The 26,022-nt window shown below is 69.0% G+C and carries 23 protein-coding genes, 1 tRNA gene and 1 pseudogene; 12 read left to right on the top strand and 13 right to left on the bottom strand.

Going from position 1 to position 26,022, the window contains the following annotated elements; all coding sequences use genetic code 11:
* Positions 1 to 12 precede the first annotated feature (12 nt).
* The 4 genes from ABD330_RS10550 to ABD330_RS10565 form a co-directional block, all read right to left on the bottom strand.
* Positions 13 to 1,923, bottom strand: a complete 1,911-nt coding sequence (locus tag ABD330_RS10550) for a SidA/IucD/PvdA family monooxygenase (protein WP_344463308.1) — start codon at positions 1,921 to 1,923, stop codon at positions 13 to 15.
* Positions 1,920 to 3,053: a beta-methylarginine biosynthesis bifunctional aminotransferase gene (locus ABD330_RS10555; protein ID WP_344463310.1), complete on the bottom strand. Its 1,134-nt coding sequence runs from the start codon at positions 3,051 to 3,053 to the stop codon at positions 1,920 to 1,922. Before ABD330_RS10555 ends, ABD330_RS10550 begins: the two co-directional genes overlap by 4 nt.
* A 7-nt stretch (positions 3,054 to 3,060) precedes the next feature.
* A complete protein-coding gene (locus tag ABD330_RS10560) occupies positions 3,061 to 4,092 on the bottom strand; it encodes a 2-ketoarginine methyltransferase (protein ID WP_344463312.1) in 1,032 nt (343 codons plus the stop codon).
* Positions 4,093 to 4,322: 230 nt separating this feature from the next.
* Positions 4,323 to 5,378 (bottom strand): agmatinase family protein, encoded by a 1,056-nt coding sequence (locus ABD330_RS10565; RefSeq protein ID WP_344463314.1) that lies wholly within the window; start codon positions 5,376 to 5,378, stop codon positions 4,323 to 4,325.
* Between the two features lie 698 nt (positions 5,379 to 6,076).
* Between ABD330_RS10565 and ABD330_RS10570 the strand changes: the two genes are divergently transcribed.
* Positions 6,077 to 6,202 (top strand): hypothetical protein, encoded by a 126-nt coding sequence (locus ABD330_RS10570; protein ID WP_344463316.1) that lies wholly within the window; start codon positions 6,077 to 6,079, stop codon positions 6,200 to 6,202.
* A 33-nt stretch (positions 6,203 to 6,235) separates the two neighbouring features.
* On the opposite strand, the gene ABD330_RS10575 is transcribed toward ABD330_RS10570, so the two are convergent.
* The 5 genes from ABD330_RS10575 to ABD330_RS10595 all read right to left on the bottom strand — a co-directional run bounded on the left by ABD330_RS10575 (position 6,236) and on the right by ABD330_RS10595 (position 11,110).
* Positions 6,236 to 7,582, bottom strand: coding sequence for a helix-turn-helix domain-containing protein (locus ABD330_RS10575; RefSeq protein ID WP_344463318.1), 1,347 nt, complete (start codon positions 7,580 to 7,582; stop codon positions 6,236 to 6,238).
* A gap of 75 nt (positions 7,583 to 7,657) precedes the next feature.
* Positions 7,658 to 8,998 (bottom strand): helix-turn-helix domain-containing protein, encoded by a 1,341-nt coding sequence (locus ABD330_RS10580; RefSeq protein WP_344463320.1) that lies wholly within the window; start codon positions 8,996 to 8,998, stop codon positions 7,658 to 7,660.
* Positions 8,999 to 9,544: 546 nt separating this feature from the next.
* The gene (locus tag ABD330_RS10585) at positions 9,545 to 9,847 is read right to left on the bottom strand and encodes a hypothetical protein (RefSeq protein ID WP_344463322.1); all 303 of its coding nucleotides are present in this window, start codon (positions 9,845 to 9,847) and stop codon (positions 9,545 to 9,547) included.
* A gap of 354 nt (positions 9,848 to 10,201) precedes the next feature.
* Positions 10,202 to 10,274: transfer RNA gene (locus tag ABD330_RS10590), tRNA-Lys, on the bottom strand.
* Positions 10,275 to 10,435: 161 nt separating this feature from the next.
* The gene (locus ABD330_RS10595; protein ID WP_344463324.1) at positions 10,436 to 11,110 is read right to left on the bottom strand and encodes a nucleotidyltransferase domain-containing protein; all 675 of its coding nucleotides are present in this window, start codon (positions 11,108 to 11,110) and stop codon (positions 10,436 to 10,438) included.
* Between the two features lie 145 nt (positions 11,111 to 11,255).
* Here ABD330_RS10595 and ABD330_RS10600 point away from each other — a divergent pair, with 145 nt between their 5' ends.
* The 5 genes from ABD330_RS10600 (at position 11,256) to ABD330_RS10620 (ending at position 15,706) form a co-directional block, all read left to right on the top strand.
* Positions 11,256 to 12,443, top strand: coding sequence for a DNA glycosylase AlkZ-like family protein (locus tag ABD330_RS10600; protein WP_344463326.1), 1,188 nt, complete (start codon positions 11,256 to 11,258; stop codon positions 12,441 to 12,443).
* A 120-nt stretch (positions 12,444 to 12,563) separates the two neighbouring features.
* On the top strand, positions 12,564 to 13,313 hold the full coding sequence (locus tag ABD330_RS10605; RefSeq protein ID WP_344463328.1) for an SDR family oxidoreductase: 750 nt from the start codon (positions 12,564 to 12,566) through the stop codon (positions 13,311 to 13,313).
* A gap of 65 nt (positions 13,314 to 13,378) precedes the next feature.
* The gene (locus tag ABD330_RS10610; RefSeq protein WP_344463330.1) at positions 13,379 to 14,089 is read left to right on the top strand and encodes a tyrosine-protein phosphatase; all 711 of its coding nucleotides are present in this window, start codon (positions 13,379 to 13,381) and stop codon (positions 14,087 to 14,089) included.
* Entirely contained in the window at positions 14,086 to 15,174 is a 1,089-nt protein-coding gene (locus ABD330_RS10615; protein ID WP_344463332.1) for a NaeI family type II restriction endonuclease, read from the top strand. The genes ABD330_RS10610 and ABD330_RS10615 overlap by 4 nt, the downstream gene beginning before the upstream one ends.
* A 31-nt stretch (positions 15,175 to 15,205) precedes the next feature.
* Positions 15,206 to 15,706: a very short patch repair endonuclease gene (locus tag ABD330_RS10620; protein ID WP_344463334.1), complete on the top strand. Its 501-nt coding sequence runs from the start codon at positions 15,206 to 15,208 to the stop codon at positions 15,704 to 15,706.
* A 46-nt stretch (positions 15,707 to 15,752) separates the two neighbouring features.
* On the opposite strand, the gene ABD330_RS10625 is transcribed toward ABD330_RS10620, so the two are convergent.
* Entirely contained in the window at positions 15,753 to 16,601 is an 849-nt protein-coding gene (locus tag ABD330_RS10625) for a hypothetical protein (protein ID WP_344463336.1), read from the bottom strand.
* A 249-nt stretch (positions 16,602 to 16,850) separates the two neighbouring features.
* Here ABD330_RS10625 and ABD330_RS10630 point away from each other — a divergent pair, with 249 nt between their 5' ends.
* The 3 genes from ABD330_RS10630 (at position 16,851) to ABD330_RS10640 (ending at position 20,895) form a co-directional block, all read left to right on the top strand.
* Positions 16,851 to 17,537, top strand: a complete 687-nt coding sequence (locus tag ABD330_RS10630) for a hypothetical protein (RefSeq protein ID WP_344463338.1) — start codon at positions 16,851 to 16,853, stop codon at positions 17,535 to 17,537.
* 100 nt (positions 17,538 to 17,637) lie between these two features.
* Positions 17,638 to 19,053, top strand: coding sequence for a transcriptional regulator (locus tag ABD330_RS10635; RefSeq protein ID WP_344463340.1), 1,416 nt, complete (start codon positions 17,638 to 17,640; stop codon positions 19,051 to 19,053).
* 15 nt (positions 19,054 to 19,068) lie between these two features.
* The gene (locus tag ABD330_RS10640) at positions 19,069 to 20,895 is read left to right on the top strand and encodes a DEAD/DEAH box helicase (protein WP_425555498.1); all 1,827 of its coding nucleotides are present in this window, start codon (positions 19,069 to 19,071) and stop codon (positions 20,893 to 20,895) included.
* Here ABD330_RS10640 and ABD330_RS10645 read toward each other — a convergent pair.
* A complete protein-coding gene (locus ABD330_RS10645) occupies positions 20,868 to 21,923 on the bottom strand; it encodes a DNA cytosine methyltransferase (RefSeq protein WP_344463481.1) in 1,056 nt (351 codons plus the stop codon). The two genes, ABD330_RS10640 and ABD330_RS10645, sit on opposite strands and share 28 nt — an antisense overlap.
* A 182-nt stretch (positions 21,924 to 22,105) precedes the next feature.
* Here ABD330_RS10645 and ABD330_RS10650 point away from each other — a divergent pair, with 182 nt between their 5' ends.
* The 3 genes from ABD330_RS10650 (at position 22,106) to ABD330_RS10660 (ending at position 24,447) form a co-directional block, all read left to right on the top strand.
* Complete coding sequence (locus tag ABD330_RS10650) at positions 22,106 to 22,819, top strand: HNH endonuclease (RefSeq protein WP_344463344.1); 714 nt, start codon at positions 22,106 to 22,108, stop codon at positions 22,817 to 22,819.
* 139 nt (positions 22,820 to 22,958) lie between these two features.
* A complete protein-coding gene (locus tag ABD330_RS10655; RefSeq protein ID WP_344463346.1) occupies positions 22,959 to 24,077 on the top strand; it encodes a DNA cytosine methyltransferase in 1,119 nt (372 codons plus the stop codon).
* Positions 24,078 to 24,144: 67 nt separating this feature from the next.
* Positions 24,145 to 24,447 (top strand): hypothetical protein, encoded by a 303-nt coding sequence (locus tag ABD330_RS10660; protein ID WP_344463348.1) that lies wholly within the window; start codon positions 24,145 to 24,147, stop codon positions 24,445 to 24,447.
* 48 nt (positions 24,448 to 24,495) lie between these two features.
* On the opposite strand, the gene ABD330_RS10665 is transcribed toward ABD330_RS10660, so the two are convergent.
* Complete coding sequence (locus ABD330_RS10665) at positions 24,496 to 25,329, bottom strand: TIGR02452 family protein (RefSeq protein WP_344463350.1); 834 nt, start codon at positions 25,327 to 25,329, stop codon at positions 24,496 to 24,498.
* A gap of 109 nt (positions 25,330 to 25,438) precedes the next feature.
* A pseudogene (locus tag ABD330_RS32470) lies at positions 25,439 to 26,022 on the bottom strand (DEAD/DEAH box helicase); the annotation flags it as partial.

A 26,022-nucleotide genomic window follows, 5' to 3' on the forward strand; every position in this document is an offset into this window, starting at 1 on the left:
TACCGGCGGCGATCACTCCGCCGCTCCGACCGCGCGCTCGTGCAGCCAGCCGATGAACTCGCTCTGATCCGCCGAGGCGGCCCGGGCCAGTTCGTCCCTGGCACGGTCCCGGTCCTGCGGGTCGCGGTCCTGGGAGAGCTTGAACCGGCCCTCGAGCTCCTGGATCTCGATCCGAAAGCCGACGATGCCGTTGATCAGCTTCGGGATCCGGTGCTCGTCCGGGGGCAGCCGATAGGCGTCCGACCGGTGGTCGTTGGAGGCCGGGATGCTGACCAGGCCGGCGACGACCTCCGCCTCGTCGCGCAGGATCCGGGCGGTGCCACGGGCATGCACGGAGACGAAGTTCCAGGTCGGCAGCTGGTCGGACGCGTAGGTCCGCGGCGAGATGTAGGCGTCCGGGCCCTGGAAGACCACCAGGACCTCCGCGCCGTCGAAGTCCGCGACCTGCGGGTTGTTGGCGTCGAAGTGGCCGAACAGCGTCCCGTGCGGACCGGACCCGGCGTCCAGGACCAGCGGGATGTTGCTGGCGCGCAGCACTCCGCCGGCGGTGGAACTCAGCACGGCCATCGGGTACTTGCGCATCACCGCGTGCAGCAGTTCGGGCTTGTCCTCCCGGTGTCTGGCCGGCGGGTAGCTGTCGGTCGAGCCGGCCCGCCGGTCCGCGACGAGCTGCTCGGCGATCCGGTCGGAGCGGAAGGCCATCACCGGCAGCAGCGTGTCGCCGAGGCCGTGGGAGTGCTCGGCCATGCCCTGGACGTAGACCCCGGCCGCCAGCTCGGGACGGGTCGCCACGCGGTACCCGCGCTCCACCATCAGCCGGCCGTCGGCGTCGTGCTGCAGCAGCGGCAGCAAGTCACCCGCCATCTCGGGGGACAGGTCGCGTTCGTAACCGGTGGCGAGCACGATCAGGTCGGCCCGCAGCTCCTTGACCGCTCCGGCGATCTTGAGCGACAGCCGGTCGTTCTCCTCGTGGGCACCGATCAGCCGGCTGCGGGTGTGGATGTGCACCCGCTCCTGGCCGCGCGCCGCCTCCTGGTACTGGAGCCGGTAGAGCGAGTGCAGCAGGTCGACGTCGGACACGCCGTAGTTGCTGTTCCGGAGGCTGGTGTGGAACTCCGGGTCGGCCGACTCCCGGGTCGCCGCGTAGTGCCGGTCGACCTCGGACTCCATGAAGATGTCGTTGACGTAGGGGGTGTCGTCGGCGGGGCGCGGCGCGGACTCCGGAAGGATCCAGTGCACCGTGGACCGCGGCAGCTCGCGCGCCAGGTAGTGGGTGAGCTCAGCCCCCGACTGCCCGCCGCCCACCACGGCCACCGTGATCGGCGCCGAACGGTCCGGGTGCAGCTCGGCCAGCCGGGTGAGGAACTGCGAGCTGTGGATGACCTTCGGGGAGGCCGGCACGGTGCCGGACAGCATGCACGGCCGTCCGCCGATGCCGAGCACGATGTTGCGCGTGACGTAAGTCCGCTCCTCGCCGCCCGCGTTGGCCGCGGTCACGGTCACCGTGCGGGCCACGCCGTCGTCCCCGGTGTTCGGGGAGATCCTCACGACCTCCCAGCCGTAGTCCACCTGGTCGGCGAAGTGGCCGGCGACCCAGCGGAAGTAGTCGTTGAACTCCCAGCGCGAGGAGTGCGGCTGAGCCAGGTTGATGAACTGGTGCAGTCGGCCGTGCGCCTTGAGGTACGCAAGGAACGAGTACGGGCTCGCCGGGTTCCGCAGCGTCACCAGGTCCTTGAGGAAGGAGTTCTGCACCCCAGCGCCCTCAAGCATCATGCCCGGGTGCCAGCCGAATTGATCCTGGCGCTCCAGGAAGCGCGTCTTCGGGTAAGGCGTCCGCTCATCCAGGGCCACGGCGAGGGCGAGGTTGGCCGGGCCCAGGCCGAGGCCGAGAACATCCAGCGTGGTCGTGTCAGTGCCCGTCATCGGACTGCGCTCCCAGAGAAGGTGAGGTCCGCTGCTCCTGCACCGCGGCGGACGCGCTCGATGGCTTCCAAACCGGACGTGAGCGTCGCGGTGTCGAGCCCGGTGGGCAGCCGGATGTACCGCGGCTGCACGGGGTGGTAGTTGGCGCCGGTGGTGACGACGACGCGCTCCCGCTCCATCAGGAGATCGGCGAACCGCTCGGAGTCGCCCACCTGGAGATCGACCCAGAGCTGGGTACCGCCGTGTCCGGCGGCGATCTCGATCCGCTCGGCGGCCGCCCAGTCGAGGACCAGCTTCCGTCCGCGCCGGACCGCGTCGACCAGGCTGCGGTTGCCCAGGGCACACAGCGCCGCCGCCTTCGTCTGCGCGGTGGTCGACACCGCAATCCGCTCCATCTCGAACTGGGCGGTCAGTTGTGGGATGACGGCGGGTTCCGCCATCAACCAGCCGACCCGCAGACCGGGAGCACCGTAGCTCTTCGAGAAGCTGTTGAAGGCGTACACGCCCTGCCAGTTCCCGACCCAGGCCAGCGGCGAGCCGGAGCAGCCGTCCTGGAAGCAGAAGGAGTCGTAGACGAGGTCGAGGATCAGCTGGAAGCCGAAGCGCTGCTGGTCCGCGAGCAGCTGCTTCGCCACGTCCTCGGCCAGGCAGGCCCCGGTCGGGTTGTGCGGCGTGTTGAGGTAGAAGGCGTCGGTGGCGCCGCAGCCCAGCCCGCGCCAGCGCTCCCCGGTGAACAGGTCGTCCCAGGCCAGGACCACCGGTTCCACGCCGATGGACTCGAACAGGCCGACGACACTCGACAGCACCGGCCCGGCGCAGATCACCCGGCGGATGCCGCGGGTGTGCAGCCGGCGGGTGATCAGGGCCAGTGCGTCGAAACCGCCGTTGGTCACCAGGAGGGACTCCGGGCCGAGCGCCGCCCCCTGGGCCCGTCCGCGCAGGGCGAGCGCGTCCAGGAGCTCCGCCGTGCCCTGGCTGGGACCGTAGGCGTTGTCGCCGTCCGTCCACTGCATGGTCGGCACCGGAGGCACGGCCGGCCACACCGGGACGTTCTCGGCGAGCACGGTCCAGGAGGCGTCACGGAACTGGTCCATCCGCGCCAGGCGCTGCGCGAGCGGGGAGAGCTTCATCCCTGCCTCACTTCGCCTTGAGCAGACAGCCGAACTCGAGCCCCGTCGAGTCCACACGCGGGTTGACCGTGCGGCATGACACGACCTCGGCGCCGGCCTCCTCGAACAGGTCGAGCCAGAATGCGCGGGTCTCCAGGCGCTGCTCGGTGAGGATGTGCAGGAAGTAGTACGGGTTGTAGTAGGCCTGGCCCAGTCCGTGCTGCATCACCGAGGGGTCGGTGGGACGGTGGTCGACCTCGACCACAGCGAGGTGGGCGCCGCTGCTCACGATCGAGCGGACCATCTCGACCACGGTGTCACGGCCCTGCTGCTCCAGGATCTCCTGCAGCAGGAAGCCGGCTACGAAGAGCCGCTGCGCACCTGCGCCCGGGGCCTCGGAGCCGAGGGAGCGGACGTAGTCCACCGCCGACGCCTGGTGGAAGTCGAGGCTCTGGTCGGCCCGCTCCAGCGGCGCGTAGGGGTCGACACCGACCGCGTGGATGCTCGGGTAGTCCTTCGCCAGATCAATGAGGAAGTCGCCGCTGCCGCAGCCGATGTCGACCAGCTGGGTGGGCTGGACCGGCATGTCCGCCACCAGCTGACGGACCATCGGGAGGGCGTCGAACTGACTCATGCCGCAGCTGCCGAGGCCGACCATCAGGCCGTCACGGGTCGCGAAGGAGTCCTTGGACAGCGTCTCGGTGATCTGACCGAAGGTCTGCGCGTAGCCGCCGACCATCAACTCGTACCAGGGGCGGTACTCCTTGAGGCCGAGGCCCTTGGCCGTCAGAGCGGCCATCCCGTCCTCGAAGGTGACGATGTCTTCGACGGCGAGGTAGCGGAAGAACCCGGCGACGCGGTCCGCCTTCATCCCCAGGGCCTTGGCGACGTCCTCGGCGCTCGCGGGGGAACTCTCGAGCAGCCGGTGCATACCGCTGAGGAACAGGTGATGGATGCCCTGGGCCAGGGCCATGCCGCGAATCGGCTGCAGGGCCTCGATGAGCCGGCTTTCGAAGTTCGCGCTCACCGCCGGCTCGGCAGAGCTGTTCCACTGATCCATTTTCACTCCGATTCGAGTCGCGCGTGAATTCCGGGTTCGACGCACAGATGAGAGAGAGGGCGCGCAAACCGCGCGGGGCCGCGCTGCCGCGCCGATAAGGTGCGCAAGGCCAGCTGTCACTAATAAATATCCGACAGTCATGATTGCTTGTCAAGTTTCTCGGCGCGCCAGCCCCGGGACGACGACGAGGCGCCCGCCGGCGGCGGACGCCTCGTCGAGATGGGGCTGCGCTACGCGGTGATGCCGGCCGAGCGGGGGTGGAGGTAGTCGGGCGAGGTGATGCCGATCCGCCGCATGGCGGTGCCGGTCAGCGCCTCCAGGATGATGCGACGGGCGAACTGCGCGGTGAGGCCGGGGCCGAGGTCGTAGGGCGGGCTCACCTCGACCACGTCCATGCCGACCATGCCCACCTCGGCCGCCAGGCGGCGGACCGCCCAGAGCACCTCGGCGCTGGTCAGGCCACCGGGCTCCGGGGTGCCGGTGCCCGGTGCGTAGGCCGGGTCGGCGACGTCCACGTCGACCGAGATATAGAGATGGTCAGCGGTGTCCAGCGCCTCGTCGACCGCCCGCTCGAGGACCTTCGCGAAGCCGTCGCGCCGGATCTCGGCCATGTAGTGGCTGCGCATCTGCTGCTCCTCCATCCAGGCCAGGACCGGGGCCTGGGGCAGGTAGCCGCGCAGGCCCACCTGGACGAAGTTGCGCCCCGGGACCGCCCCGCTCTCGATGAGCCGGCGCATCGGAGTGCCGTGCCCGTGCAGGGCGCCTCGCATGTCGGGGGCGGTGTCGGCATGAGCGTCGAAGTGCACGATGCCGACCTTGCCGTACCCGTAGGCATCGGCCACCGCGGTCGCCGACGGCCAGGTGATGCCATGGTCGCCGCCCATGATGATCGGGATCGCGCCGCCCTGGACGATCTCCCCGACGAACGTCCGGATGTTGTCGTACGTGCCCTCGGGGTTGCCGATCAGCACGTCCGCGTCGCCGTAGTCGCAGACGGTGAGGTGCTCCAGCGGGTCGACCCGGACGTCGAGGTGGGTGAGACTCGGCGCGCTGCTGATGTAGTCGCCCTGGCGGATGGCGCTCGGGCCGAGGCTGGTGCCGGTGAAGCCGGTGGCCGTGCCGTCCCAGGGCGCGCCGCCGATCGCGACGTCCACCTCGCCGACCCTGAGGTCCTCGGGAGTCAGGCAGACCGGGAGCTTGAGGAAGGTCTGGATGCCGCTCCAGGCCATCTCGCGATCGGTCCGGTTGACCTTGATGGGACCTGGCTGGCGCTCGCCGCTGGGCATGGCTCGTCGTCCGTTTCATAAGGGGGAGGGTCAGGGAGTCAAGCTCATGCTCTACGCGTCATGTCAGTTAGTCAATATCTGGATGCAGGTGTCATGGCAGACACCTTGTCGAGCTTGACTCCGAAGATCACTATGGGGTGATTTGGCGCATTCGAATCGGGGCATACACCCACATCAGACCCAAAGCATCATGACAAAAAGCCTTGACAAGATCACGTTTAGTTGGAAAAACTTGCACCAGTCAGTCAACACTTTGGCAACACACGGGGGTTCACTTGTTTACGAAGATTTCCATTTGCATTGTCGCAGTACTCAGCGTTTTCAGCGGCGCCGGCGTCGCAGTGGCCGCTCCGGCGCCGCATGTCGTGGTATCCGCCGCAGCTCCGGTCGATTTCCCGGCGTGCTGTTGATTACCGCGAGAAACCCGGGACTCTCGTCCTCCGAGGGTTGATTCAAAGTCCCGCTGATCACGTGGATGTGCAGGCCGGAGGGGTGTTCCCTGGATTTTCGGGGCCGTTCGAGGTGCCACCGGTCAGCCACCCACTGCCCTGCCCCATGCGTCAACTCGCCTGCGGCACTCGTCCGGTGGATCGGCTAGCTGTTGCTTCCGGATCCGCGTGACCGGCAGGGTCGACGCCACCCGTTGGTGAGCGTGCTGCTGGTCGCGCGTCGGCGGTGCTCGCCGGCGCGCGTCGACGGTGCGCGTTCCTACCGCGCGATCGGGCAAGTGGGCCGTCACCGTGGTGACCGGCGCGGCCGGGGCCCACCTCTTCGTCGCCCGTGTGGTGACGACCGAGGACGCCCCCGCCAAGCCGGCCGGCTGAGGCCCACGGGCGGAGCGAAGGCGAGCGGCCCGGTCAGATTCCCTGACCGGGCCGCTCGGCGGCTGGGACCGCAACCGGCACGTGGCGGTGGCCCAGCTGGGTCAGGCTCTGCCGGTAGGCCCACAGGGCACGCTCGGTGTCCCCGGTCGCCGTCAGCGACTCGGCCAGCTCGGCCCAGGCGAAGGCTGACTGCCGGCTCGCCCCGGAGGCCTCCAGGTGGAGCGCCGCAGTCTCCTGGAGCCGGCGGGCCTCGTCCAGCTCGCCTCGCTCGCAGTGAGCGGAGGTCAGCACGAGAAGGGCCCGCGCGGTCTGCAGCCGGTGCCCGGTGCCCAGTTGGTCCAGCCCCGAACGGGCGTGCTCGATCGCGGCCACGTAGTCACCCAACTGCAGTTCGGCGCGGGCGAGATTGGTCTCGACATAGGCGAGGTCGACCGCGCCACCCAGCTGCTCAAGCCGGGTCCTGGCCTGTTCGAGGAGGTCCCTGGCCCGCTCAGGGCGCGGCGGCTGGGTCTGCAGCAGTACGGACGCGTAGGCGGTCTGCAGCCGCGCGACGGCCCGCTCGTTGTCGCCCTCCGAGTACATCGCCAGGGCCCGCTCCACCAGAACGGCGGCCTCCTGCTGGCGCCCGTTGCGGTGCGCCACCAGACCCGCGTTCCAGTAGGCCGCACCGACCGCGCGGCGGTCGTCCAACCCCTCGGCCTCGGCGATCGCCTCCTGCGCCAGGTACTCCGCCGTGTGCAGGTCTCCACGCTCGGCGTAGAGGCCCACCAGGGTCGACACCAGCTCGATGGACTCGACCGTCGGGATGATCTTGAGATCGCGCATCTCGGTGAGCGTGCGCTCGGCCGCCTCGATCCCTCGGTCCATGTCGCCCAATTCGCGGAGGCAGCGGCACAGCGCGACGACCACGAGGAAGCCCGAGACCTTGCCTCGCTCCGACGGCCGGACGCGGAGCAGCGCGTCGTATTTCTGCGCGGCCTTCTCGAGTTCGCCGAGGTTCTCAACCGCGCGGGCGACGCCCCACTGGGCGAGCACCCGCTGGTTGGGAAGGCCGGCCGCCTCGGCACGCTCGGCCGAGGCCTCGAAGGACTCCAGCGCCGCCTTGGGCTGTCCCGAGGCCAGGGCGAGCTCGGCGAACTGGAGGTCCAGGTCCAGGCTTGCGCTCTGGTCCTCGTTCAGACACTCCAGTAGGTAGTCCGGCTCACAGTTCAACCGCTTCGCGATACCACGGAGCACCTCCTCCGAGGGAGTGCGCTTGCCCGCCTCGAGGAGGGAGACATAACTGGCGGAGAGCTCGGAGCCGGCGAGTTCTGCTTGGGAGAGCCCGAGGCGACGGCGCATCTCCCGAATGCGGGATCCGAGTTGGTTAGGAGCTGACATCCTGGCCTCATATTTGTGACTGCCTGTTTTGACAGGCCATCCTACCGGTATTTGCGATGGCCGACGAGATTCTGCTCAGTCCGATGTACCCGATCCGTCCATCCGGGACGTCAGCAAGCCGGGCAGCGGACCGGTGGGGCCGAGCAGCGAGAACCCCCGCCTCCAGGTACTGACGGCCTTCTCCGTCGCCCCCAGCGCCATGTAGACCTCGGCGGCCTCGCCCCAGATGCGGGCGGTCGGCAGGAGCCCGCGGGTGTCCTCGCCCAGTTCGGCGACGGCCTCGTCGCAGCGCTCCAGTGCCTCGGTGGTCCGCCCGCACATCGCCAGCGCCGTGGCGGTGAGGATGATGGCGCGCGCCCGGCCGGCGACCGGCGCCTCCTCCAAGAGCGACAGCGCCCGGGCGGCAAGCTCCATCGCCGCCTCGCCGTCCCCGCGGATCAGCGAGCAGTGCGCCAACTCCTGGTAACACTCAGCGGTTTTGATCAACTGTCCGGTCCGCTCCTGGATCTCGGCGGCGCGTCGAAGGTCGCGCTCGGCCTCCAGCAGGCTCGTCCGGCCGGCCCGCAACACCGTCATCCCGTGCAGTGCCAGCGCGTCGCCGAGCACGGCTTCACCGTCCCCCTGCCGGAGCAGTTCGAGCGCCTTGCGGGCGAGAGCCCCGGCCTCCGTCGGCCGGCCGGCCTCCTGGGCGGCCTGGCCGGCGGCGCGGTAGGCCCGCGCCAGCTGGTGCGGACTCCGGAGCAGTTCGGCCTGGGCGACGGCGGCCTCGGTGAGCCTGCCGGCACGCAGCACGTCACCGCGGAGCAGATAGGCGCGGACCAGTTCGCACATGATCTCGATACCGGCCGCCGACGGGGCGGAACCGGACTCGTCGAGCTCCCTGAGCGCCGATTCCCCGATCTCGATCGCGCGGTCGATCTGGCCCAGCTCGACCTCGCACCGGCACACGGCGCGGATGGCCTCCAACCGGGTGGGCGGCCCGACGGCGGCGGGCTGCAGGCCTTCGAGCAGGTCGGTGTAGGCGTCCAGCGCCTCGTCGAGCCGCGCCATGGCCTCGAGGGAGCGCGCCTCGCCCCAGGCAGCCCGCACCGCGCACTCCGGGCTGGAGGCCGCGACGGCGAGCGTCGCGGCCTCGCCGAACCGCTCCAGCGCGGTGGCGGGCTTTCCGTCGGCCAGGGCCCACTCGGCCTCGGCGAGCGCCAAGTCGGCCGAGGAGTCGGCCTCCTTGACCGCGGCATCGTACAGCTCGCTCGGGGCGCAGCCGAGGCGGGCGGCGATCAGTTTCAGCGCCCGCCGGGAGGGAGTGCGCTTGCCTGCCTCGATCAGGGAGATGTAGCTCGCCGAGAGCTCGGGGCCGGCCAGGTCCGCCTGCGACAGCCCGCGCACGGTCCGCAGGTGCCTGACGCGAGTGCCCATGGCGCGGTTCACCCGGAGCCCCCTTCTCGGCGAGTCGGCACGACCATGACTCAGTCGCATGACAAGATGATTTCTCGGCGCGTCCGTCTGACATGCCGAGCAGGGGCGTCGATCCCCAACTCTTCCCAAAATAGGCCACCGAGAAGCAGGTCGAGATTATCACCACATGACTGCATTCTATGACAACGATGTCAGATGATGAGACATGGGAACGTTTCTTGAAGTGGTTGGTACCCGGCACCTTGCGGTCACGCCGGACCGACCGGATGTTCACCGGCCGACTTGACCGGCTCCCTCCGGGTGGGTGAGTTCGGCCTCCAGGCCGTCGATCAAGGCGTTTCAGGCCGGATTCGAAGGTCCGGTCCGGGGTGGCCGCGTACTCGGCGGCCACCGGTCCGTCGAGCCGGCTGCGCTGGTGGGGCCACGGAAGTCCCCCTCCGGCGGATGCCACCTCCGGACGCCGTGGAGCCTCTCAAAGGCGCTCGCGAGCGTATGCCGACAGCACCGGATCGCAACCGTCGGCCTTGGTGCGGCCTTACCGGAACATCAAACCCGCGCCCGGCCCTCGGTGACCGGCCGGACGATTTCCGGCACGCCGTAGACGCCCGGGGAAGGACATTCCCGGGGCTGAGGGGTCGGTCCCCGGGCGGCGAAGATCTGCGAGAGGCAGGAGCCGTCCTCCAGTGCGGCCAGGACCGGGAGGACGGAATCGCTCTTGGCGCGCCACAGCAGGTCGGCGCCGGTCGCAGCCACTGCCCGCCACAGGTCGAAGCCTCGGAAGCCCCGGTCGCCCGGCAGGAGCCGATGACGCTGTTCGACCCGGCCGCACTCCGCGACCACCTCATCCACCGACTCCGTCGGAAACGCACGGGTCGACACCCCCGACGCGATCCGATCCGAGAACCGCTCACCCACCGACGACTTCACCCGACCGGGCCTTGGTACAACCTGTCCAACGGCCGAAGCCCACCAAAGCCACCGGTATTGCACCTGGTCGACAAGTGTCCGCAGGTGAGCCCGAGTCACCGCCGACCGGCATCACCGCACCTGGCTGACGGATGATCAGGCACCCACGCACATCGGCTGCGCACGGCGTCACCCCTGTGTCACCCCTGTGAACGTCCACGATCGGAGGAAAGCCCCATTGACGATCAGGGAACGGTAAAAGCCCAGGTCAGAGGAGCTCTGACCTGGGCTTCACAGTGGGCCGCCAGGGGCTCGAACCCTGAACCTACGGATTAAAAGTCCGCAGCTCTGCCAATTGAGCTAGCGGCCCGCCGGCCTGCGGTCCACCGTGCTGGTAGGCCGCCTGCCAGGGCGATCCTACCCGGTGATCCCCAAGGGTTGGCCAGTGGATTGGACGGCCACGCCGGAGCAGTGCGCCGAGCCGGCCCGCCGGGCGGCCCGGGCGGGCGGTCCGGTGCCCCGGGCGGGCGGTCAGGCGGCCCGGGCGAGGTGTTCCGCCCGGACGCGGCGCAGCCAGGACTCGGCGGGCGCCTCGTCCGGGGCGTCCGGGAGGACGCCCTTGCGGCTGAAGCGCTCCTCCGCGTCCGCGAGCAGTGTCCGGGCCAGCTCGGGCCGGTCGGCGTACCGCTCGCCGAGGTCGCGGACCCGCTCGGGGTCGGTGAGCCGGACGACGACCGCGCCGGTCTCGTGCAGGGTGACGCCCTGGAGGACCAGCCGGATCAGGTGCCGCGCGTGTTTGGCCGCCCGCGCCCTGGTCTGCCGGTCGGAGGTGTCGCGGGTGCTCAGCTTCCGGAACTGCTGGGTGGCGTAGCCGAGGTAGGAGTTGCGCACCGCCCGCGCGCTCAGGAAGGAGTGCCGGATGCCGATCAGCTCCTCGCCCAGCGGCGTGCGGATCTCGTACAGGTCCTCGGGCAGCCAGACCAGCTCGGAGGCGGTCGGGTTGCTGCTCAGCGCGAGGCGGCACCACTTGGCGGCCTCGTGCAGGGTGTGGTCGGGCGCCGTGCTGACCTGGGATTCGGCGGGCCGGTGCAGGCCGTGGAAGGTCTCGGTGGGTGCGGCGAAGAGCCCGAGCCGGTCCAGGTCGGAACCGGCGTGGGCCAGGCCGTACGCGGTGGATCCGACGATGCCGGAGAGCAGTACGTGCATGGGTACGTCGCCTCCTCGGCGGCGCTGGCGGGGTTGTCGTGACCGGAAGTGTCCCCCGGCGGCGGCGGCCGACGCGAACGATTTGTCGGTCCGTACCGGTACGTCGCTCCGGGCGCCCCGACCTCGGCGCGCCGATACTGGGCGCATGGCGAACAGCGAGATCCCGGCAGCGAAACTCCGCGCCTGGTGGGCCCACCGGCAGTGGCTGGACGGCGCGCACGCGGGTGCGTCGCCCGCCGAGGTGCTGGCCGCCACCGGCTGGGCCCGGTCGGTGGGCGGCGCCGCACCGTACCTGGGGCTGTTCGCCCGCGCGGGGCTGGGCCGCGAGGCCGTGGACGCGGCGGTCGCCGCCGTGCGGGTGCACGAGCTGCCCGCGGCGCGGGGCTGCACCTACGTCCTGCCCGCCGCGGACTTCGCCCTCGGCCTGGCGGCCGGCGCCGCCGCACCGGAGGGGAGCCTCGCCGCCGCCGAGAAGCACCTCGGGGTGAGCCGCGACGAGATCGAGAAGCTCTGCCTGACGATCTCCCATCTCCTCGGCCCCGACCTGCCGTTGGAGCCGGCCGCGATCCGCGAGGCGGTCGGCGGGGCGGTGCGCGGGCTCGGTGAGGCGGGGAAGAAGCGCGGCCTGACCACCACCCTGCCGCTGGCCCTCGGCCTGTTGCAGGCGCGCGGCCTGATCCGCCGCGTACCGGCCAACGGCCGTCTGGACCAGCAGCGTTACGGATACGTCGGCTGGGACCAGCCCGTCAAGGGCTCCGCCGTCGAGCTCGCCGAGCGGTACTTCTCCTGGGCCGCCCCCGCCTCGCTCCGGCAGCTCCGCTGGTTCACCGGTTTCACCGCGGCGACCGCCAAGGCGGCCACCGCCCCGCTCGACCTGGTCCCGCTGCCCGGCACGGACCTGCTGCTGCCGCCCCAACTGGCCGAGGAGCTGGCCGCCTTCACCGTGCCGACGGAACCCGCGTACGCCCTGCTGGCCGGCATCGACGGCGTGCACCTGCTCCACCGCGACCTGCACCGCCTGCTCGACCCGGCCGACGCGGCCCTCCCCGTACCGGGCGCCAAGGCCGGTCGCACCTTCGGCAGCGACGCCGACCCGCAGACCCACATCGTGCTGGACCGGGGCCGGATCATCGGCCTGTGGGAGTACGACACCGCCGAACGGGAGATCGTCCACCGGCTGTTCGTACCGGCCGACGCCGCGCTGCGCGACGTGATCGCGCGTACCGAGGCCTTCGTCCGGGACGAGCTGGGCGACGCCCGCGGGTTCAGCCTCGACTCCCCGAAGAGCCGCGCCCCGAAGATCGCCGCCATCCGGGCGGCCACCGCACCCTGAGATGCCTTTCGCGCGGTCACGTTCGAAGGTCGCCCCTCCCGGGGGCCGTCCCAGTGGCGGACGCCTCCTCCTGGTTCCCGTCCGACCGCCGTCCGGCGGTATGGACTAGCGTCTGGCGGTATGACTGACGACGTTGTCCTGATCACCGGTGGCAGCCGTGGCATCGGCGCGGCCACCGCCCGGCTCGCGGCCGGCCGCGGCTACCGGGTGTGCGTCAACTTCCGTACCGACGAGGCCGTGGCGGCCGAGGTCGTCGACGGCATCCGGGCGGCGGGCGGCACCGCCGTCGCCGTCCGGGCGGACGTCAGCCGGAGCAGCGAGGTGGAGCGGCTCTTCCGGGCCGTCGACGAGGAGCTCGGCCCGCTCACGGCGCTGGTCAACAACGCGGGCACGCTGGAGAAGCAGTGCCGGCTGGACGAGTTGGACGAGGAGCGGCTCGCCCGGATCTGGGCGGCCAACATCACCGGGCCGTTCCTCTGCGCGGGGGCGGCCGTGCGCCGGATGTCCACCCGGTACGGCGGCGCGGGCGGCGCGATCGTGAACGTCTCCTCGGCCGCCGCCCGGCTCGGCTCGCCGAACGAGTACGTCGACTACGCCGCGTCCAAGGGGGCGCTGGACAGCATGACCACCGGCCTGGCCCTGGAGGTCGCCGCCGAGGGGATCCGCGTCAACACCGTCCGCCCGGGGCTGATCCACACCGGCATCCACGCCCTGGGCGGCGAACCCGGCCGGGTCGACCGGGTCGGGCCGCTGCTGCCGATGGGGCGCGGCGGGCTGCCGGAAGAGGTCGCCGAGACCATCCTGTTCCTGCTCTCCCCCGCCTCCTCCTACACCACCGGCGCTTTCGTCGACCTCGCCGGCGGGCGCTGAACTCCGGCCCGCGACTTCACCCGATCCGCGTGGCCTCCCGGGGGCGGCGCGCTACCGTGACGGACATGACCGAGCGCGCGTTCGACGCACCGTCCACCTCCCTCTCCGTCCCCGGGGTGCGGAACCTCCGCGACGCCGCCATCGGCGCGATACGCCCCGGCCGGCTCTACCGCTCAGGCCACCTGGCCGAGTTGACCGCCGCCGGCGCCGACCACCTGGGCCGGCTCGGCATCCGCACCGTCATCGACCTGCGCACCAGCACCGAACTCGCCGTCCACCCGGACCGGCTCCACGGCCTCGACCACCGGCTGCTCCACCATCCCGTCCTGCCCGACCGCGCGGCCGGCGGCCTCACCTGGCCCACCGACCAGGCCGAGATGTACCTCTTCATGCCCGACACCGGCGCCCCGGCCATCGCCGACACCGTCCGCCGGCTCGCCGCCCCCGACGCCCTCCCCGCCCTGATCCACTGCGCCGTCGGCAAGGACCGCACCGGTCTCACCATCGCCGTCATCCAGTCCCTCGCCGGTGCCCCCGACGCCGACATCACCGCCGACTTCCTCCGCTCCAACCCCGGCCTCGGCCTCGACGCCGGCCCCGTCCCCTACATCGACGAGCACGGCGAGGAGCACCTCTCCCACCCCGTCAAGGCCGCCCACCTCCACGCCGCCCTCACCCACATCCGCACCAGCCACGGCTCCGTCCCCGGCTACCTCCGGGCCCACGGGGTGACGGACGCGGAACTCGCGGCGCTGCGCGCCCATTTGCACCGATGACCATCAGCACCCAGCGCGACAGGACCATGACCGCACCAGCTCCGCGCGAGGATCCGCCGCTGCCGGGAAGTGGGAGAATGAAAGCCGACGCTGGACTACGAGACAGGAAAGAAGCGTTGGTGGCAAACGACTCTCCGGAAAGCCTGCCGGACGGTCCGGATCTGGAACTCGCCCGGGTACGCGATCACCTGCTCTATCTGGACCCGCAAGGGGTCCGGGTCGGCCGGATCCTCCGGGACTCCATTGACCAGCTGCTCGACGGCGAGCATACCGGCCGGTACGCCTGGAAATCTCTCTACAAGACAGAGAAGACTCACGCCGGCACGATTGTGGAAATCAATCTCCGGCGGAACTTCGCACTTGCCGACGGCATCGAAATGGACTACTCAATCCAGGGCATCGACGTCGACTGCAAGTTCTCCCAGGAGTTTGGCGGCTGGATGATCCCGCCGGAGGCAGTAGGACACATCTGCCTGCTCGTCTGGGCCAACGACGAGCTCAGCCGGTGGAGCGCCGGCCTGCTCCGCGTTCATGCCGACCTTCTCCGCGGCGGCACCAACCGCGACAGAAAAGTCCAGCTGAAGGCCTCAAGCCTCGCCAGAATAACTCCGCTCTGGTTCGACGCCTCCCTGCCGGAGAATGTCCTACTGCACCTAGAGCCCGGCCTCCGGGACAGGATCCTCATCGAGGGGAAGCAGAAGGGGCAGGCCCGGGTGAACGCTCTCTTCGGGCTGGTGCAGGGAAAGCCGATCGGGCGCGGCGTCGTACGCACCGCCGCGCAGCAGAGCGATTACATGGCCAGGGTACGCACCGGAAAGGGACGTGCACGGACAGTTCTCAGAGGGCAGGGAATCATCATTCCCGGCCCATTCAGGAACCACCAGGACATCGCGAGGGCTCTTGGAGCTCCCGTCCCAGGGCCGGGCGAATTTATCAGCCTCCGGGTTGCCAAGCGGCGGGAGGAACACGGCGACCGGCCTTACGTCAGGCTGGACAGCGCCGACTGGGTACTGGCAGACGATAACGATCCGCCTGAGACCGCACCCCTGCTGCCGGACGCACAGGGCCCGGCAGCAGACAACTGACCCGGCCTATCGATCGCTGGAAGAGACTGGAATGGATTCAGGGACAACGTGGCAGCCGCCAGACGGATCCTGGGCATCGTCTGCTGCGAACCGCAAGAACATGCAGGCGATTCGCAGCAGGGATACTCAACCCGAACTCGTCATCCGACGGCTCGTCCACGCTCTAGGCCTGAGGTACCGGGTAGCAGCCCGTCCGCTGCCCGGTCTGCGCCGCACTGCCGACATGGTTTTCCGTCCGGCCAAAGTCGCGGTGTTCATTGACGGTTGCTACTGGCACGGCTGCCCGGAGCACTACGTGCCTCCAAAGACCAATCAGGGCTACTGGTCCGAGAAGGTCGCGCGCAACATGAGCCGCGACAGTGACACCAACTCCCAACTGGCCGATGCCGGCTGGACTGTGCTGCGTTTCTGGGAGCATGAGGATCCCGCGGCATGCGCCGCCGTGATCACCGAAGCAGTGGACCGGCTGCGCAATCCACCCGCCGGAGACAGCCGTGCCGGCTTTCAGGAGCCCCCGGAGCGGAGCTCCTGAAAGCCGGCACCCGGCAGCACCCACATCGGTCCGCCAGCCGGTACAGCTATTCAGCGGTCGCCACCTGCAGCAGGAGGTCGGATGCGGCGTACTGCTTGGCATCGTTGAACATCCGGACGATGCGCAGGACATCGCTCTGCTGGCGCCGTGCCGCGCTGTGCAACACAGCATCAGCAGCGACCTCCAGACCTGCGCCGTGACACGCTGTCACGAGATCCGGAATGTTGTGCACGGGGAGTTTCCCCCCGGCCTGAGTCAGAACCAGGTGGGCATCCCGGTTCCTGCCATGGTTCAGGTGGCGGATGGCGTCCTCCAAGCCGGCCCAGGCCAAGGCTGGGCTGCCGTAGTTCTGCCGGTCCCCTCCTTCTGGGGGGACCGGCAGAACTACGGGTGCGAGGAGACCTGAAGACACAGTCGGCCGGCTTGGGTCCTCCAGGGACAAGGCGACAGCCTCCCGTGGCCGGGCGGCCTGACGGCTCCACCGATGCTTCCTGGGTTTGGGCGGGCCTCCCTGCTGGCCACCCGCCGCTGGAAGAGCCCTCTTGCATCTCCCGCACTCCGGGGGGCCGGGCACGCCCCTGCACCGGTCGCACAGTCTCACGGATGCCTGCTCGTGGAAGTGCAGCAGATCAGAAAGGGTGAAGGGCATCTCCTCGCCGGAAGAGTCCCGGGCCGCCTCAGCGTAGAGGCGCCTGACCAGCCGGGACGCGGGAATGTGCTTGGCGTTGAAGTATCCGCTGAGTGCAGGAGCTGTCGAGAAGAGGCGCCTGCCGTTCACCTCAAGAGTGGCACGGACCAGTCGGCGGTAGACCTGGCACAGCGCGTCCGCGAACTGCTGCTGCTCAGTCGTACTGCCCGCCGGGTACCTCCCGCCGACATCACCGAGTTTCGGCACTGCCCCTCCTCTGTCCGGCCGGTCGTCATCTCACGTCGCTGGCTTTCGAGTGTGGACTAGCAGACGGCGATCCAGAAGGAGCTGCTGTTCGGACCTTGCGTGGAAGATCCGTTCCCCCTGGCGTCCGCGCTGCCAGGCGGTTTCACTGGAGAGGAATCCACCTGGGTGGTCCGATGTGCCGGAGCTTCAGCGGCCGGCACGCTGCAGCCCGCGTGGATTCACCTCCGACGAGTCGAAAGGCGCACCCGAATGGCACTGCCGTCCTGGGAAGACCCCAAGCTGGGCACGATGAAGCGCGCCGCTCTGTGGTTGGCGACTGTGGTGCAAGAAGGAAACATCTTCACCTTGGCCGATCTGAGGGACGCGTTCCCCGAGGTCTCCCAGATCGACCGCCGTATGCGGGATCTGCGCGACCAGGACTGGCGGATCGACACCCACCGCGAGGACAGCAGCCTCGACAACAGCGAACGCAGGTTCGTGGCTCAGGGGGTCCCGGTCTGGGAGCCTGGCAAGGCCCGGTCCAAGGAGGCCCAGGTCCTCACGGCGACACGTCGGCGTGAGGTCATGTCCAGGGATGGGAACCTGTGCCGCAGTTGCGGAATCACTCCCGGTCAGGAGTACGCGGGTTCGTACGAAACAGCTCAGCTCGACATCGCCCGCAAGGAGGTCCGCTATGCCGACGGGACCAAGGCTGTCGAGCTGGTGACCGAGTGCCGGCGCTGCCGGGTCGGCGGCCGCGGCGTTGAAACCGATGACTCGAAGACGCTGGCCGCTCTCGGCCGGCTCGGAATCATGGAGCGGAGGATGCTCGCCTCCTGGATTGAAGCCGACGAGCGGGAGTTCGGTACGGTCGAGCTTCTGTGGGCTGAGTACCGCACACTCCCGGAGGAGTCCCGCGCCCGCTTCCGCGCCGCTCTGGGCCCGGAGACCCTGTAGCGCGTCTGGCGGGCTCCGCCCGCCCACCTGACCAGCAGAGCATGAGCCAGCAGCGTCCCGGGGAACCGGCCACGACAAACCCAGAGGAGAGCGACAGAAAATGAGCCCGGACTACGGCCGGCCCCCACTGGCAGCGCAGAACCAGGAACTGGTCGAAGAGCGGCTGCGAGAGGCTTCAGTCGCCGGCGGCGTACGAGAGTCACTGAAGATCGAGTGGCGTGGTGAGCCGCTGAACATCGAAGTGATCCACATGCCCACGGACAACCTCTACTACAACCCGCAAACTCACCGTATCCGTGCCCAGCGCAGTCACGACCCGGCTCTGGATGCCGAGTTGGAGGCCAACGCCTGGAGCACGCAAAGCCAGGACTACCTGCATTTCCTCCTGCAGGCCAAACCGTCGAACCCGGATGAAACAGACCCCGACTTCGACGAGCTGAAGAAGAGCATCAAGAGCTTCGGCCAGAACGACGCCGGGCTGATCACCCGCGACGGGATCCTGGTCAACGGCAACAGCCGCCGGGCCGCGCTGAAGGAACTCGGCGGGCAGAGCATCCGGGTCGCCGTCCTGCCTGGCGACTCTACGTGGGCCGACATCAGTGCGGTGGAGCTCTCGCTGCAGCTGCGGAAGGACCACAGGCGCGACTACTCGTACATCAACCGACTGCTGGCTATCGACGAACAGCTCTCCCTGGGCCGCCCGTTGTCAAGCATCGCCCATGAGTTCAGGACCACGACGATCGCTTGTGAGCAGGACATCTGGGTCCTCACCTGCGTCCGCGAGATGATCGACCGCAGCTCGGTCGGCGGTGTCCGGCTGCGGTTGGTCGACTTCGAAGACCACCAGGAGAAGCTCAAGGAACTGCGCCGCCGGTACGCCAAGGAGGCGGCTGCCAACAGGGAGCAGGCCGACCTGATCAAGGAGGCCCGGATGGCAGCCATTCTCCTCGGGTTCTCCAAGACCGATGTCCGGCTCATCGAGCAGGACTTCCAGGACCGCTACCTCAACCAGCGTCTGCCCGAGGCGTTGAAGACTGCACCTGCTCCCGCACCTGCCTCTGTGTCAATCCCCGGCTTGGGGCGGTCAGTTAAGCCGACTGTACCCAGGGTGGTAGCAGCTAGGGCGCTCACTGACTCAATCCTGCGGGCCAAGGCCGCCGAGTCCGCCGGGGACAAGCTTCCTCCGCAGCAAGTCAAGGAGGCTTCGCTCACGTTCGCCACCGCTCGCGCTGCAATGGAAGCAGCCCTTGAGCCCGCCGGGCGGGACTCCCGGATCCGGAAGCGCAAGCAGGTGGCACCCGACCGTCTCGCAGACGCCTGCCAGGACATCGAGCAGTGCATCACCGATCTTGTACTCGCCCGGGGGTCCCGCAGTCTCGACGAGGAGGCGTTCGACGAAGCCGTACTCAAGCTTCGGGAGGGTCTCGGCAAACTTGCCAAGGAAGCGCAGCGCAGCATTGCCGAACCGGGTGAGGGTGTCACCTGGCTCATCGACGCCGTCCAGAAGAAGGAATAGGGAGCAGTAGTGGAACTGGCGGCACAAGCCTCTTTGCGGATCAGTTTCGATGTCACCCGCACCAATGCAGTACTACGTGCCGGCCCGGCCTTCCAGGCGGAGCTCGCGCAGCTCGCCGCCCGCTTTGGCAGCGCTGGCACGAGAGGCCCGCTCTCAGCTGAAATTCCGCTCGACGACTTCCTTGTCAGTCTGGAAGAGCTGGGAACCTGGCCCGCGCCCGAGGGGGTGGAGTGGGAGGAGTCACTAGCCCAACTGGTCGGCAGCGTCCTGGACGACGCCGAAGCAGCGGAACAGCGGTTGTCCGACGGCGGCATCGGCACAGCAGAGGTGCAGCCCGGGGAAGTCCTGGCCCTGCTCGGCCCTGACTGGCAGGCAGATCTGACAAGCTTCCAGCTTCGCGACATCGCGCTGTTGCTCTCTCTGCGCCACGGGGCGAATTTCAGTGTCCCCGGGGCTGGCAAAACCAGGGTTGCCCTCTCCGTCTTCGCCGCGCTCCGAGCCCAGGGCCGGGTTCGCCGTCTGCTGGTCGTCAGTCCGAAGTCCGCTTACGAGACCTGGGAGGCCGAGAGCGAAACCTGCTTCACTATTCCCCTGCGCACTTCGGTGCTTTCCGGCAGTCCAGATGCCGGTGCGGAGGTTCTTCTGGTCAACTACGAGCGCCTGGACCGCGCTCTCGCCGGGCTGGCCGGCTGGCTCAAGGCAGCGCCGGCCATGCTCGTTCTGGACGAGGCACACCGCATGAAACTGGGCACGCAGGGGATCTACGGGGCTGCCTGCATGGCCCTGGGCCCACTCAGCCATCGTCGCCTCATCCTTACTGGCACTCCCGCCCCCAACGGCGTCAAGGATCTTGAGAACCTGCTGTCCTTTGTCTGGCCCGGTCATGGCAGGCGAGTCGTCAACCAAGCTGTTGCCGGTGGCGATCTTGCCCATGCCAGCAGCGTGCTACGGCCTCTCTACACCCGGACCACCAAGCACGAGCTGGGTCTGCCCCCGGTCGAGACCAAGATCAGGTACGTACCGCTCCCTGAGCTCCACCGCGAGGTCTATGACGCGCTGGCTGGCCGCCTGTCCGCACGTGGTGAGGCCGTCCGGTCCGACTTCGACGCGCTGGGGAAGTCGATGCTGAGGATGTTGATGGCGGCAACCAGCCCGGCGTTGCTGGCCAAGGGGACCAGCCAGTACGAGCCGCTGTCCTACCGCCTTGAACCCCTCGCGATTCCTGAGGGCAGCTCTCTGCATGACCTCATGCGCGACCTTCCTGACTACGAACTCTCCCCCAAGTACGCGGAAGCGCTACGCATCGTCTCAGCAAACGCTGCGCTGGGCCGGAAGACGCTGGTATGGGCCAGTTTCGTCCGGAGCCTCACCACCCTGGAATTGATGTTCAAGGACTTCCAGCCGGCGATGGTGCACGGAGGCACCCCTGATCGGGCGGAACAGCTCCATCGTTTCCGCGAGGACCCGGACTGTGCGGTTCTCATCTCGAATCCGGCCACCCTCGGCGAGGGCATAAGCCTTCACCAGGTGTGCCATGACGCCGTCTACGTGGACCGTGACTTCCAGGCCGGCCGGTTCCTCCAGAGCCTGGACCGGATCCACCGGCTCGGGCTGGCACCTGATGCGCAGACCCGGGTCACAGTTCTGGCTGCTCAGGAGACCATCGACGAAGTCGTCGCAAAACGACTGGAACAGAAACTCAACTTCATGGGCCGCATCCTGGATGACCCAGCCGTACAGAAGCTCTCTGACCTGCAGGAAGAACCCTCAGTGACCGCTGGAATGGATCTGGCCGACATTCGCGCCTTCCTGGATCACCTGGATACGGCCGCCACCCGGTAGTGGTCCGCCGCGAGGTCAGGCCTCCCCCGGGAAGAGGCTGCGAGTGCCGCTGCGATCCGGCGGCCCACCGCCTCAGCTACCGGCGGCGGGAAGGCGTTCCCCACCTGCCGGTACCGAGCAGTCTTCGTTCCGCTGAACCTCCACTCTGGTGGAAAGCCCTGCAGGAGTGCTGTCTGTTCGACCGTCAGCCGTACAGGAAGCTGATCGCCAGGCTGCGGGACCTTGTCAGCAAGGCTGGACCCGTTCACTCCAAGGCGAGCCCATGCCTGGCGGGCCCGGGAAGGTCCCAGGTCAGGCCCGCCGTGCTTCCGGGAACCTCCGCACAGCGTCGGGGCGACCTGGTCCGCACGGACAGCCCAGTCCTCTGCGAGTTCCCAGCCCGCGACCGCCATGGACTCGTAGAGGACCTCTCCCACGGTCGAGGCTGTCCGCCCAGCGCTGTCAGGCTCCGGCCATCGGAAGCGGTCAAAAGCATCCGGCCGCAGGGCCACCAGTACCGCACGGGGGCGGAGTTGCGGGACACCGAAGTCACAGGCCCGCAGCAATCGCCACTCGGCTGCGTAGCCGAGGGCGGCCAGCCGCTCCGTGACGCGCGCCCGGTACCCCTGGAACTTGGCCTGCAGCAGCCCTTTCACGTTCTCGATCATTACGGCCTGAGGGCAGAGCTGCTCGACCAGCGACAGCATCGCCGGAAAGAGATCCCGTTCGTCTGCGGCGCCAAACTGCTGCCCCGCCAGGGAGAACGGTGGGCAGGGAACTCCGCCGGCCAGCAGCTCGACCGCGCGGACCCCTTCGCGGAGCAGAGCTGGTCCGGCTGTCCTGACATCAGCCTCCACCACCCGCCAGCCAGGCCGGTTGTCCCGGAGGGTCGCGCAGGCATCAGGGTCAAGCTCTACAAGTGCCGCATGACCGAATCCAGCTCGTTCCAGCCCCAGCGACTGCCCTCCGGCGCCGGCGCAGACCTCGACGCAAACCGGAGGGGAACGGAATGGAAGCGGCTCATGAGCTGCCTGCGGAGCCTGGTCCAGCCGGGTCGGACTGAGTCTGTCCAGCATCTTGTGATCCCCTGTCCACGTAAGCCGAGTGCGGCTTCCCTGCCAGCGGGACTAAGCTTGCCGTCACTTGCCGGGGCATGGTCCGGCAAGTTGGAATATCCGCTCGCACGGGTGAATCGTCGGTCACCTGAGCGATATACGTGGGGAGTGTCGTCATGGAGCACACCGAGGAAGCACCGGACTGGCGGGATGAGCGGCTCGGCGCACGGATCCGTGTCGCCCTGTGGCTGCGGGACGAGGTCGGCGTCGGCGGTATCTTCACGAAGCAGCAGGTCCGCTCCGCCATCTCCGGAACCGAGCAGGTAGACCGGCGGATGCGCGATCTGCGCCCGGCCGGCTGGGAGATCCGCAACTACCGGGACAAGCCGAGCCTGCAGGCCGACGAGCTCTTCCTGGAGAAGATCGGACTGCCTGTGTGGGAGAAGGAGCACCGGGCCGCCGGCCTGCGGCAGATCAGTGCCAAGACCCGGCGCCTTGTATATGAGCGGGACGGTCATATGTGCCGCCGGTGTGGCGTGGCAGCCGCCGAGGCGTATCCCGACGAACCCGGATCTCACGCCAGGCTCACTCTGGGTCACATCAATCCGCATATTTCCGGCAGTTCGGCGAACCCCGAGGACCTGCTGACGGAGTGCGCCCGCTGCAACGAGCCCGTCCGGCACCTCACCGGCGTCCAGATGGACCGCCAGCAGGTATGGGACCGGGTGAAGGACCTGCCCAACAAGGAACGCCAGACACTGCTCGCCTGGATGATCCACGACGCCAGGGTGGTGAGCGCGACGGAGCGCGCCTGGGGCATGTACCGCCAGCTGCCCGCTGTGGCCCGCGAGGAGATCAAACGGGAGCTCTACGACCTGCTGCGAAGCTGACCACTCTTGTGGGGCATTGTCAGTGACTGTTGGCACAATCCAGCCACAGCGAGCTCATACCCTGCTGTGCATCGCAGGAGGACGTCCGCTCTCTGCGACACTTGGACCTTCAGCATGCAGCAGCCCCAGGAGGACCCCGATGACCACCAGCGAGATGCCGCTGACCTCGATCGAGATCTGCGCCGGCGCTGGAGGACAAGCGGCTGGCCTCCACCGGGCGGGCTTCAAGCACCTCACTCTCGTTGAGATCGACCAGCACGCAGCCGCCAGCCTGAAGAAGAACCTCGATATCCGCAGCGAATGGCAGTGGGAACGGGACAACGGCACCCGCGTTCTCTCCATGGACGTCAAGACGTTCGACCCGGCCGAGGATGTCCGAAAGCTCGCTCCCTATGAGCTTGACCTGCTTGCTGGCGGCGTTCCCTGCCCTCCCTTCTCGGTGGCTGGCAAGCAGCTGGGCCAGGACGACGAACGTGACCTCTTCCCACGGATGCTGGAACTGGTCGCGGAGCTCCAGCCCAAGGCCGTAATGATCGAGAACGTCCGTGGCCTGCTTGAGCCCGCTCACAAGTTCAAGGGCTACCGCGACGAGATCGAGGGCCAGCTCACGAACCTCGGCTACGTGATCTGCGGGTGGAAGGTTCTGGAAGCCGCAGACTACGGCGTTCCCCAGCTCCGCCCGAGGGCCATCCTGGTGGCGATCCACAAGGATCACCTCCTCAACGAGTTCGTCTGGCCTGCCCCTAAGACCGAACAGCTTTCGGTGTTTGCCGCGCTCAACGAATCCATGGAACGCCGGTACCGCCTCGCGATCAGCAACAGCACCAACGAGGAAGAGATCCAGCGGCTGGAGCAGAAGTACCAGGATTGGTGCAAGCGGGCCAGCGAGGGGGGCGTAGCCCCCACTCTCGTCGGCGGCTCCAAGAAGCATGGTGGAGCCGACCTCGGCCCCACCAGGGCAAAAGCCGCGTGGAAGGCCCTTGGGGTCGACGGCCTCGGCGTGGCCAACGATGAGGACAAGACGGTGGACATCGGCCGCGATCTCCTGGCAGAGAACGGTCCGAAGCTCACAGTGGAGCAGGCCGCGATCATCCAGGGCTTCCCCGAGGGCTGGAAGTTCGACGGTGGCAAGACGGCCCGCTACCGCCAGGTCGGAAACGCCTTTCCTCCGCCGGTAGCGGCCGCTGTTGGCAGAAGCATCATCCGTGCCCTCGGCCGCACTCCGGCTCCGGAGCCGGACGAAACCGCCAACGGCTGAACAGCTCAGCCTGGCTAGCCCCCTGCTCAGCACCTGCAACCAGCCGCCCCGGCCCCAGGAGCACACGATGACGAAGATCCCCACCACAACGGTCGCCGCCGCCGGGCTGGTCGGCGGGTACGGCGTGGCGCGCTGGAGTGGCCGGCGGGAGCTCGGGGGTGTGGTGCTGGCGGCTGCGGGGGCCACGGCGGCGGTGGGGTGGCGGCGGCAGGCGGGGCTGGGGACCGCTGCCGCGCTGACCGGTCTGTACGTGGCGGCGTTCGGGGGGTCGCACCCGCTCGCGAAGAAGGTCGGCGCGTGGCCGGCGGTCTTCGCCGTGACGGGCGTCGTGGCGGCCGCCTCCGCCGCCACCGCCGCCAGGCGGCGGTAGGCGGCAGACGGCCGTACGCGGCAGGCGCCAGGCGCCCGGCCGGGCGCCTCAGCCGCCGAAGCGGGCCTCGAACGCGGCCCGGTTCGCCGAGACCGGGGTGCGGTCCCAGACCGCGAAGACCACCCGCTCGAAGCCCGCGCCGTACGCCCCGAGCGCCAGCTCGAACGCCTCGGCGACCTGGGCCGGGTCGTTGCGGAAGACTCCGCACCCCCACGCCCCGAGCACCAACTCCCGGACGCCGTGAGCGGAAGCGACCGCCAGCACCATCGCGGCACGCTCCGCCAACTCCGCCCGGACGTCCACCCCGGCGCCTTCCGAATGCAGTGCCAGCTGGCCCGCGTTGGGTGCAGGCGAGGTCAGGAACGCGACGGGGTAGGGCCGTTCGAGCAGCTCACCCCGGTCGTCGCGGATCACCGGCACGTCCGGGGAGAAGATCACCCGGTGGCTGTACCGGAGGTCCGCCGAGGCCCGGTGCGCTTCGTAGTAGTCAGGGGCTTCGAGCAGGCACCGGTACAGCAGCGCGCTGCGGCAGAGGTCCTCCTCCTGCGCCTTGGCTCCCCGCAGGTACCCTCCGCCGGGGTTGCGCGCGGACGCGAAGTTGAGCACTCCGACGCGCCCTCCCGCCCCCGCACGCACACCCGCGCTCTCGTACAACCGGTGCGCGGCCTGCATGCTGCCCTCGGCCGTCACCTCGACCCGCCCGGTGAACGCCCCGCCCACCGCGCCCGGCACGGCGTCCCCCGGCGCGTACGAGACCGTCCCGGTCCGGGCCGCCGCCAGCAGTACGCCGACCTCGACCGGGGAGCCGGCGGGCGAACGGTAGCTCCCGCGCTCGGCGATCTCCTCGTTGACGACGGCCACTTGGTGCATTCTGCTGCTCATTCCGGTGACGGTACGTCACTCCCGCCGGACCGACCAGAGGTTTCCGCACAGACGCCGACGGGCCCGCCCCACCGAAGTGGAGCGGGCCCGGATCAGGGACTAACGAGCGTCAGCTCTTCCAACGCGGCTTGCGGTCGCCGCCACCGAAGGAGCTGCCGCCACCGCGGTTGTCACGGTCACCGCCGAAGGAACGGCCGCCACGGTCGTCGCGGTTGCCGTAACCACCACCGGCGCCACCGGCGCCACCCGCCGGACGGCCACCGGAACGGTGGTCGTCGCGACGCGCGAACGGACGGCTGGCACTGCCGCCACCGCGGTTGTCACGGTCACCGAAGGACGGACGGTCACCGAAGGAGCGGGCCGGACGGTCATCGCGGTTGAAGCCGCCACCCTGCGGACGCCCACCACGGTCGTCACGGTTGAAGCCGCCGCCACGGTTGTCGCGGTCGCCACCGAAGGAGCGGGCCGGACGGTCGTCGCGGTTGAAGCCGCCACCCTGCGGACGCCCACCACGGTCATCGCGGTTGCCGTAACCACCACTGGCACCGCCACGGTTGTCGCGGTCGCCACCGAAGGAGCGGGCCGGACGGTCGTCACGGTTGAAACCACCCGAACGGGCCGGACGGTCGTCGCGGTTGAAACCGCCACCCTGCGGACGCCCACCACGGTCATCGCGGTTGCCGTAACCACCAC

Source organism: Kitasatospora kazusensis, from assembly GCF_039529945.1.
GTDB classification, from domain to species: Bacteria; Actinomycetota; Actinomycetes; order Streptomycetales; family Streptomycetaceae; genus Kitasatospora; species Kitasatospora kazusensis.

Bases quoted from the DNA above. Each gene is read 5' to 3' on its own strand.
- ABD330_RS10550 (WP_344463308.1), bottom strand. From the start codon at position 1,923: ATGACGGGCACTGACACGACCACGCTGGATGTTCTCGGCCTCGGCCTG.
- ABD330_RS10555 (WP_344463310.1), bottom strand. From the start codon at position 3,053: ATGAAGCTCTCCCCGCTCGCGCAGCGCCTGGCGCGGATGGACCAGTTC.
- ABD330_RS10560 (WP_344463312.1), bottom strand. From the start codon at position 4,092: ATGGATCAGTGGAACAGCTCTGCCGAGCCGGCGGTGAGCGCGAACTTC.
- ABD330_RS10565 (WP_344463314.1), bottom strand. From the start codon at position 5,378: ATGCCCAGCGGCGAGCGCCAGCCAGGTCCCATCAAGGTCAACCGGACC.
- ABD330_RS10575 (WP_344463318.1), bottom strand. From the start codon at position 7,582: ATGTCAGCTCCTAACCAACTCGGATCCCGCATTCGGGAGATGCGCCGT.
- ABD330_RS10580 (WP_344463320.1), bottom strand. From the start codon at position 8,998: ATGGGCACTCGCGTCAGGCACCTGCGGACCGTGCGCGGGCTGTCGCAG.
- ABD330_RS10595 (WP_344463324.1), bottom strand. From the start codon at position 11,110: ATGCACGTACTGCTCTCCGGCATCGTCGGATCCACCGCGTACGGCCTG.
- ABD330_RS10600 (WP_344463326.1), top strand. From the start codon at position 11,256: ATGGCGAACAGCGAGATCCCGGCAGCGAAACTCCGCGCCTGGTGGGCC.
- ABD330_RS10605 (WP_344463328.1), top strand. From the start codon at position 12,564: ATGACTGACGACGTTGTCCTGATCACCGGTGGCAGCCGTGGCATCGGC.
- ABD330_RS10610 (WP_344463330.1), top strand. From the start codon at position 13,379: ATGACCGAGCGCGCGTTCGACGCACCGTCCACCTCCCTCTCCGTCCCC.
- ABD330_RS10615 (WP_344463332.1), top strand. From the start codon at position 14,086: ATGACCATCAGCACCCAGCGCGACAGGACCATGACCGCACCAGCTCCG.
- ABD330_RS10620 (WP_344463334.1), top strand. From the start codon at position 15,206: ATGGATTCAGGGACAACGTGGCAGCCGCCAGACGGATCCTGGGCATCG.
- ABD330_RS10630 (WP_344463338.1), top strand. From the start codon at position 16,851: ATGGCACTGCCGTCCTGGGAAGACCCCAAGCTGGGCACGATGAAGCGC.
- ABD330_RS10635 (WP_344463340.1), top strand. From the start codon at position 17,638: ATGAGCCCGGACTACGGCCGGCCCCCACTGGCAGCGCAGAACCAGGAA.
- ABD330_RS10650 (WP_344463344.1), top strand. From the start codon at position 22,106: ATGGAGCACACCGAGGAAGCACCGGACTGGCGGGATGAGCGGCTCGGC.
- ABD330_RS10655 (WP_344463346.1), top strand. From the start codon at position 22,959: ATGACCACCAGCGAGATGCCGCTGACCTCGATCGAGATCTGCGCCGGC.
- ABD330_RS10660 (WP_344463348.1), top strand. From the start codon at position 24,145: ATGACGAAGATCCCCACCACAACGGTCGCCGCCGCCGGGCTGGTCGGC.
- ABD330_RS10665 (WP_344463350.1), bottom strand. From the start codon at position 25,329: ATGAGCAGCAGAATGCACCAAGTGGCCGTCGTCAACGAGGAGATCGCC.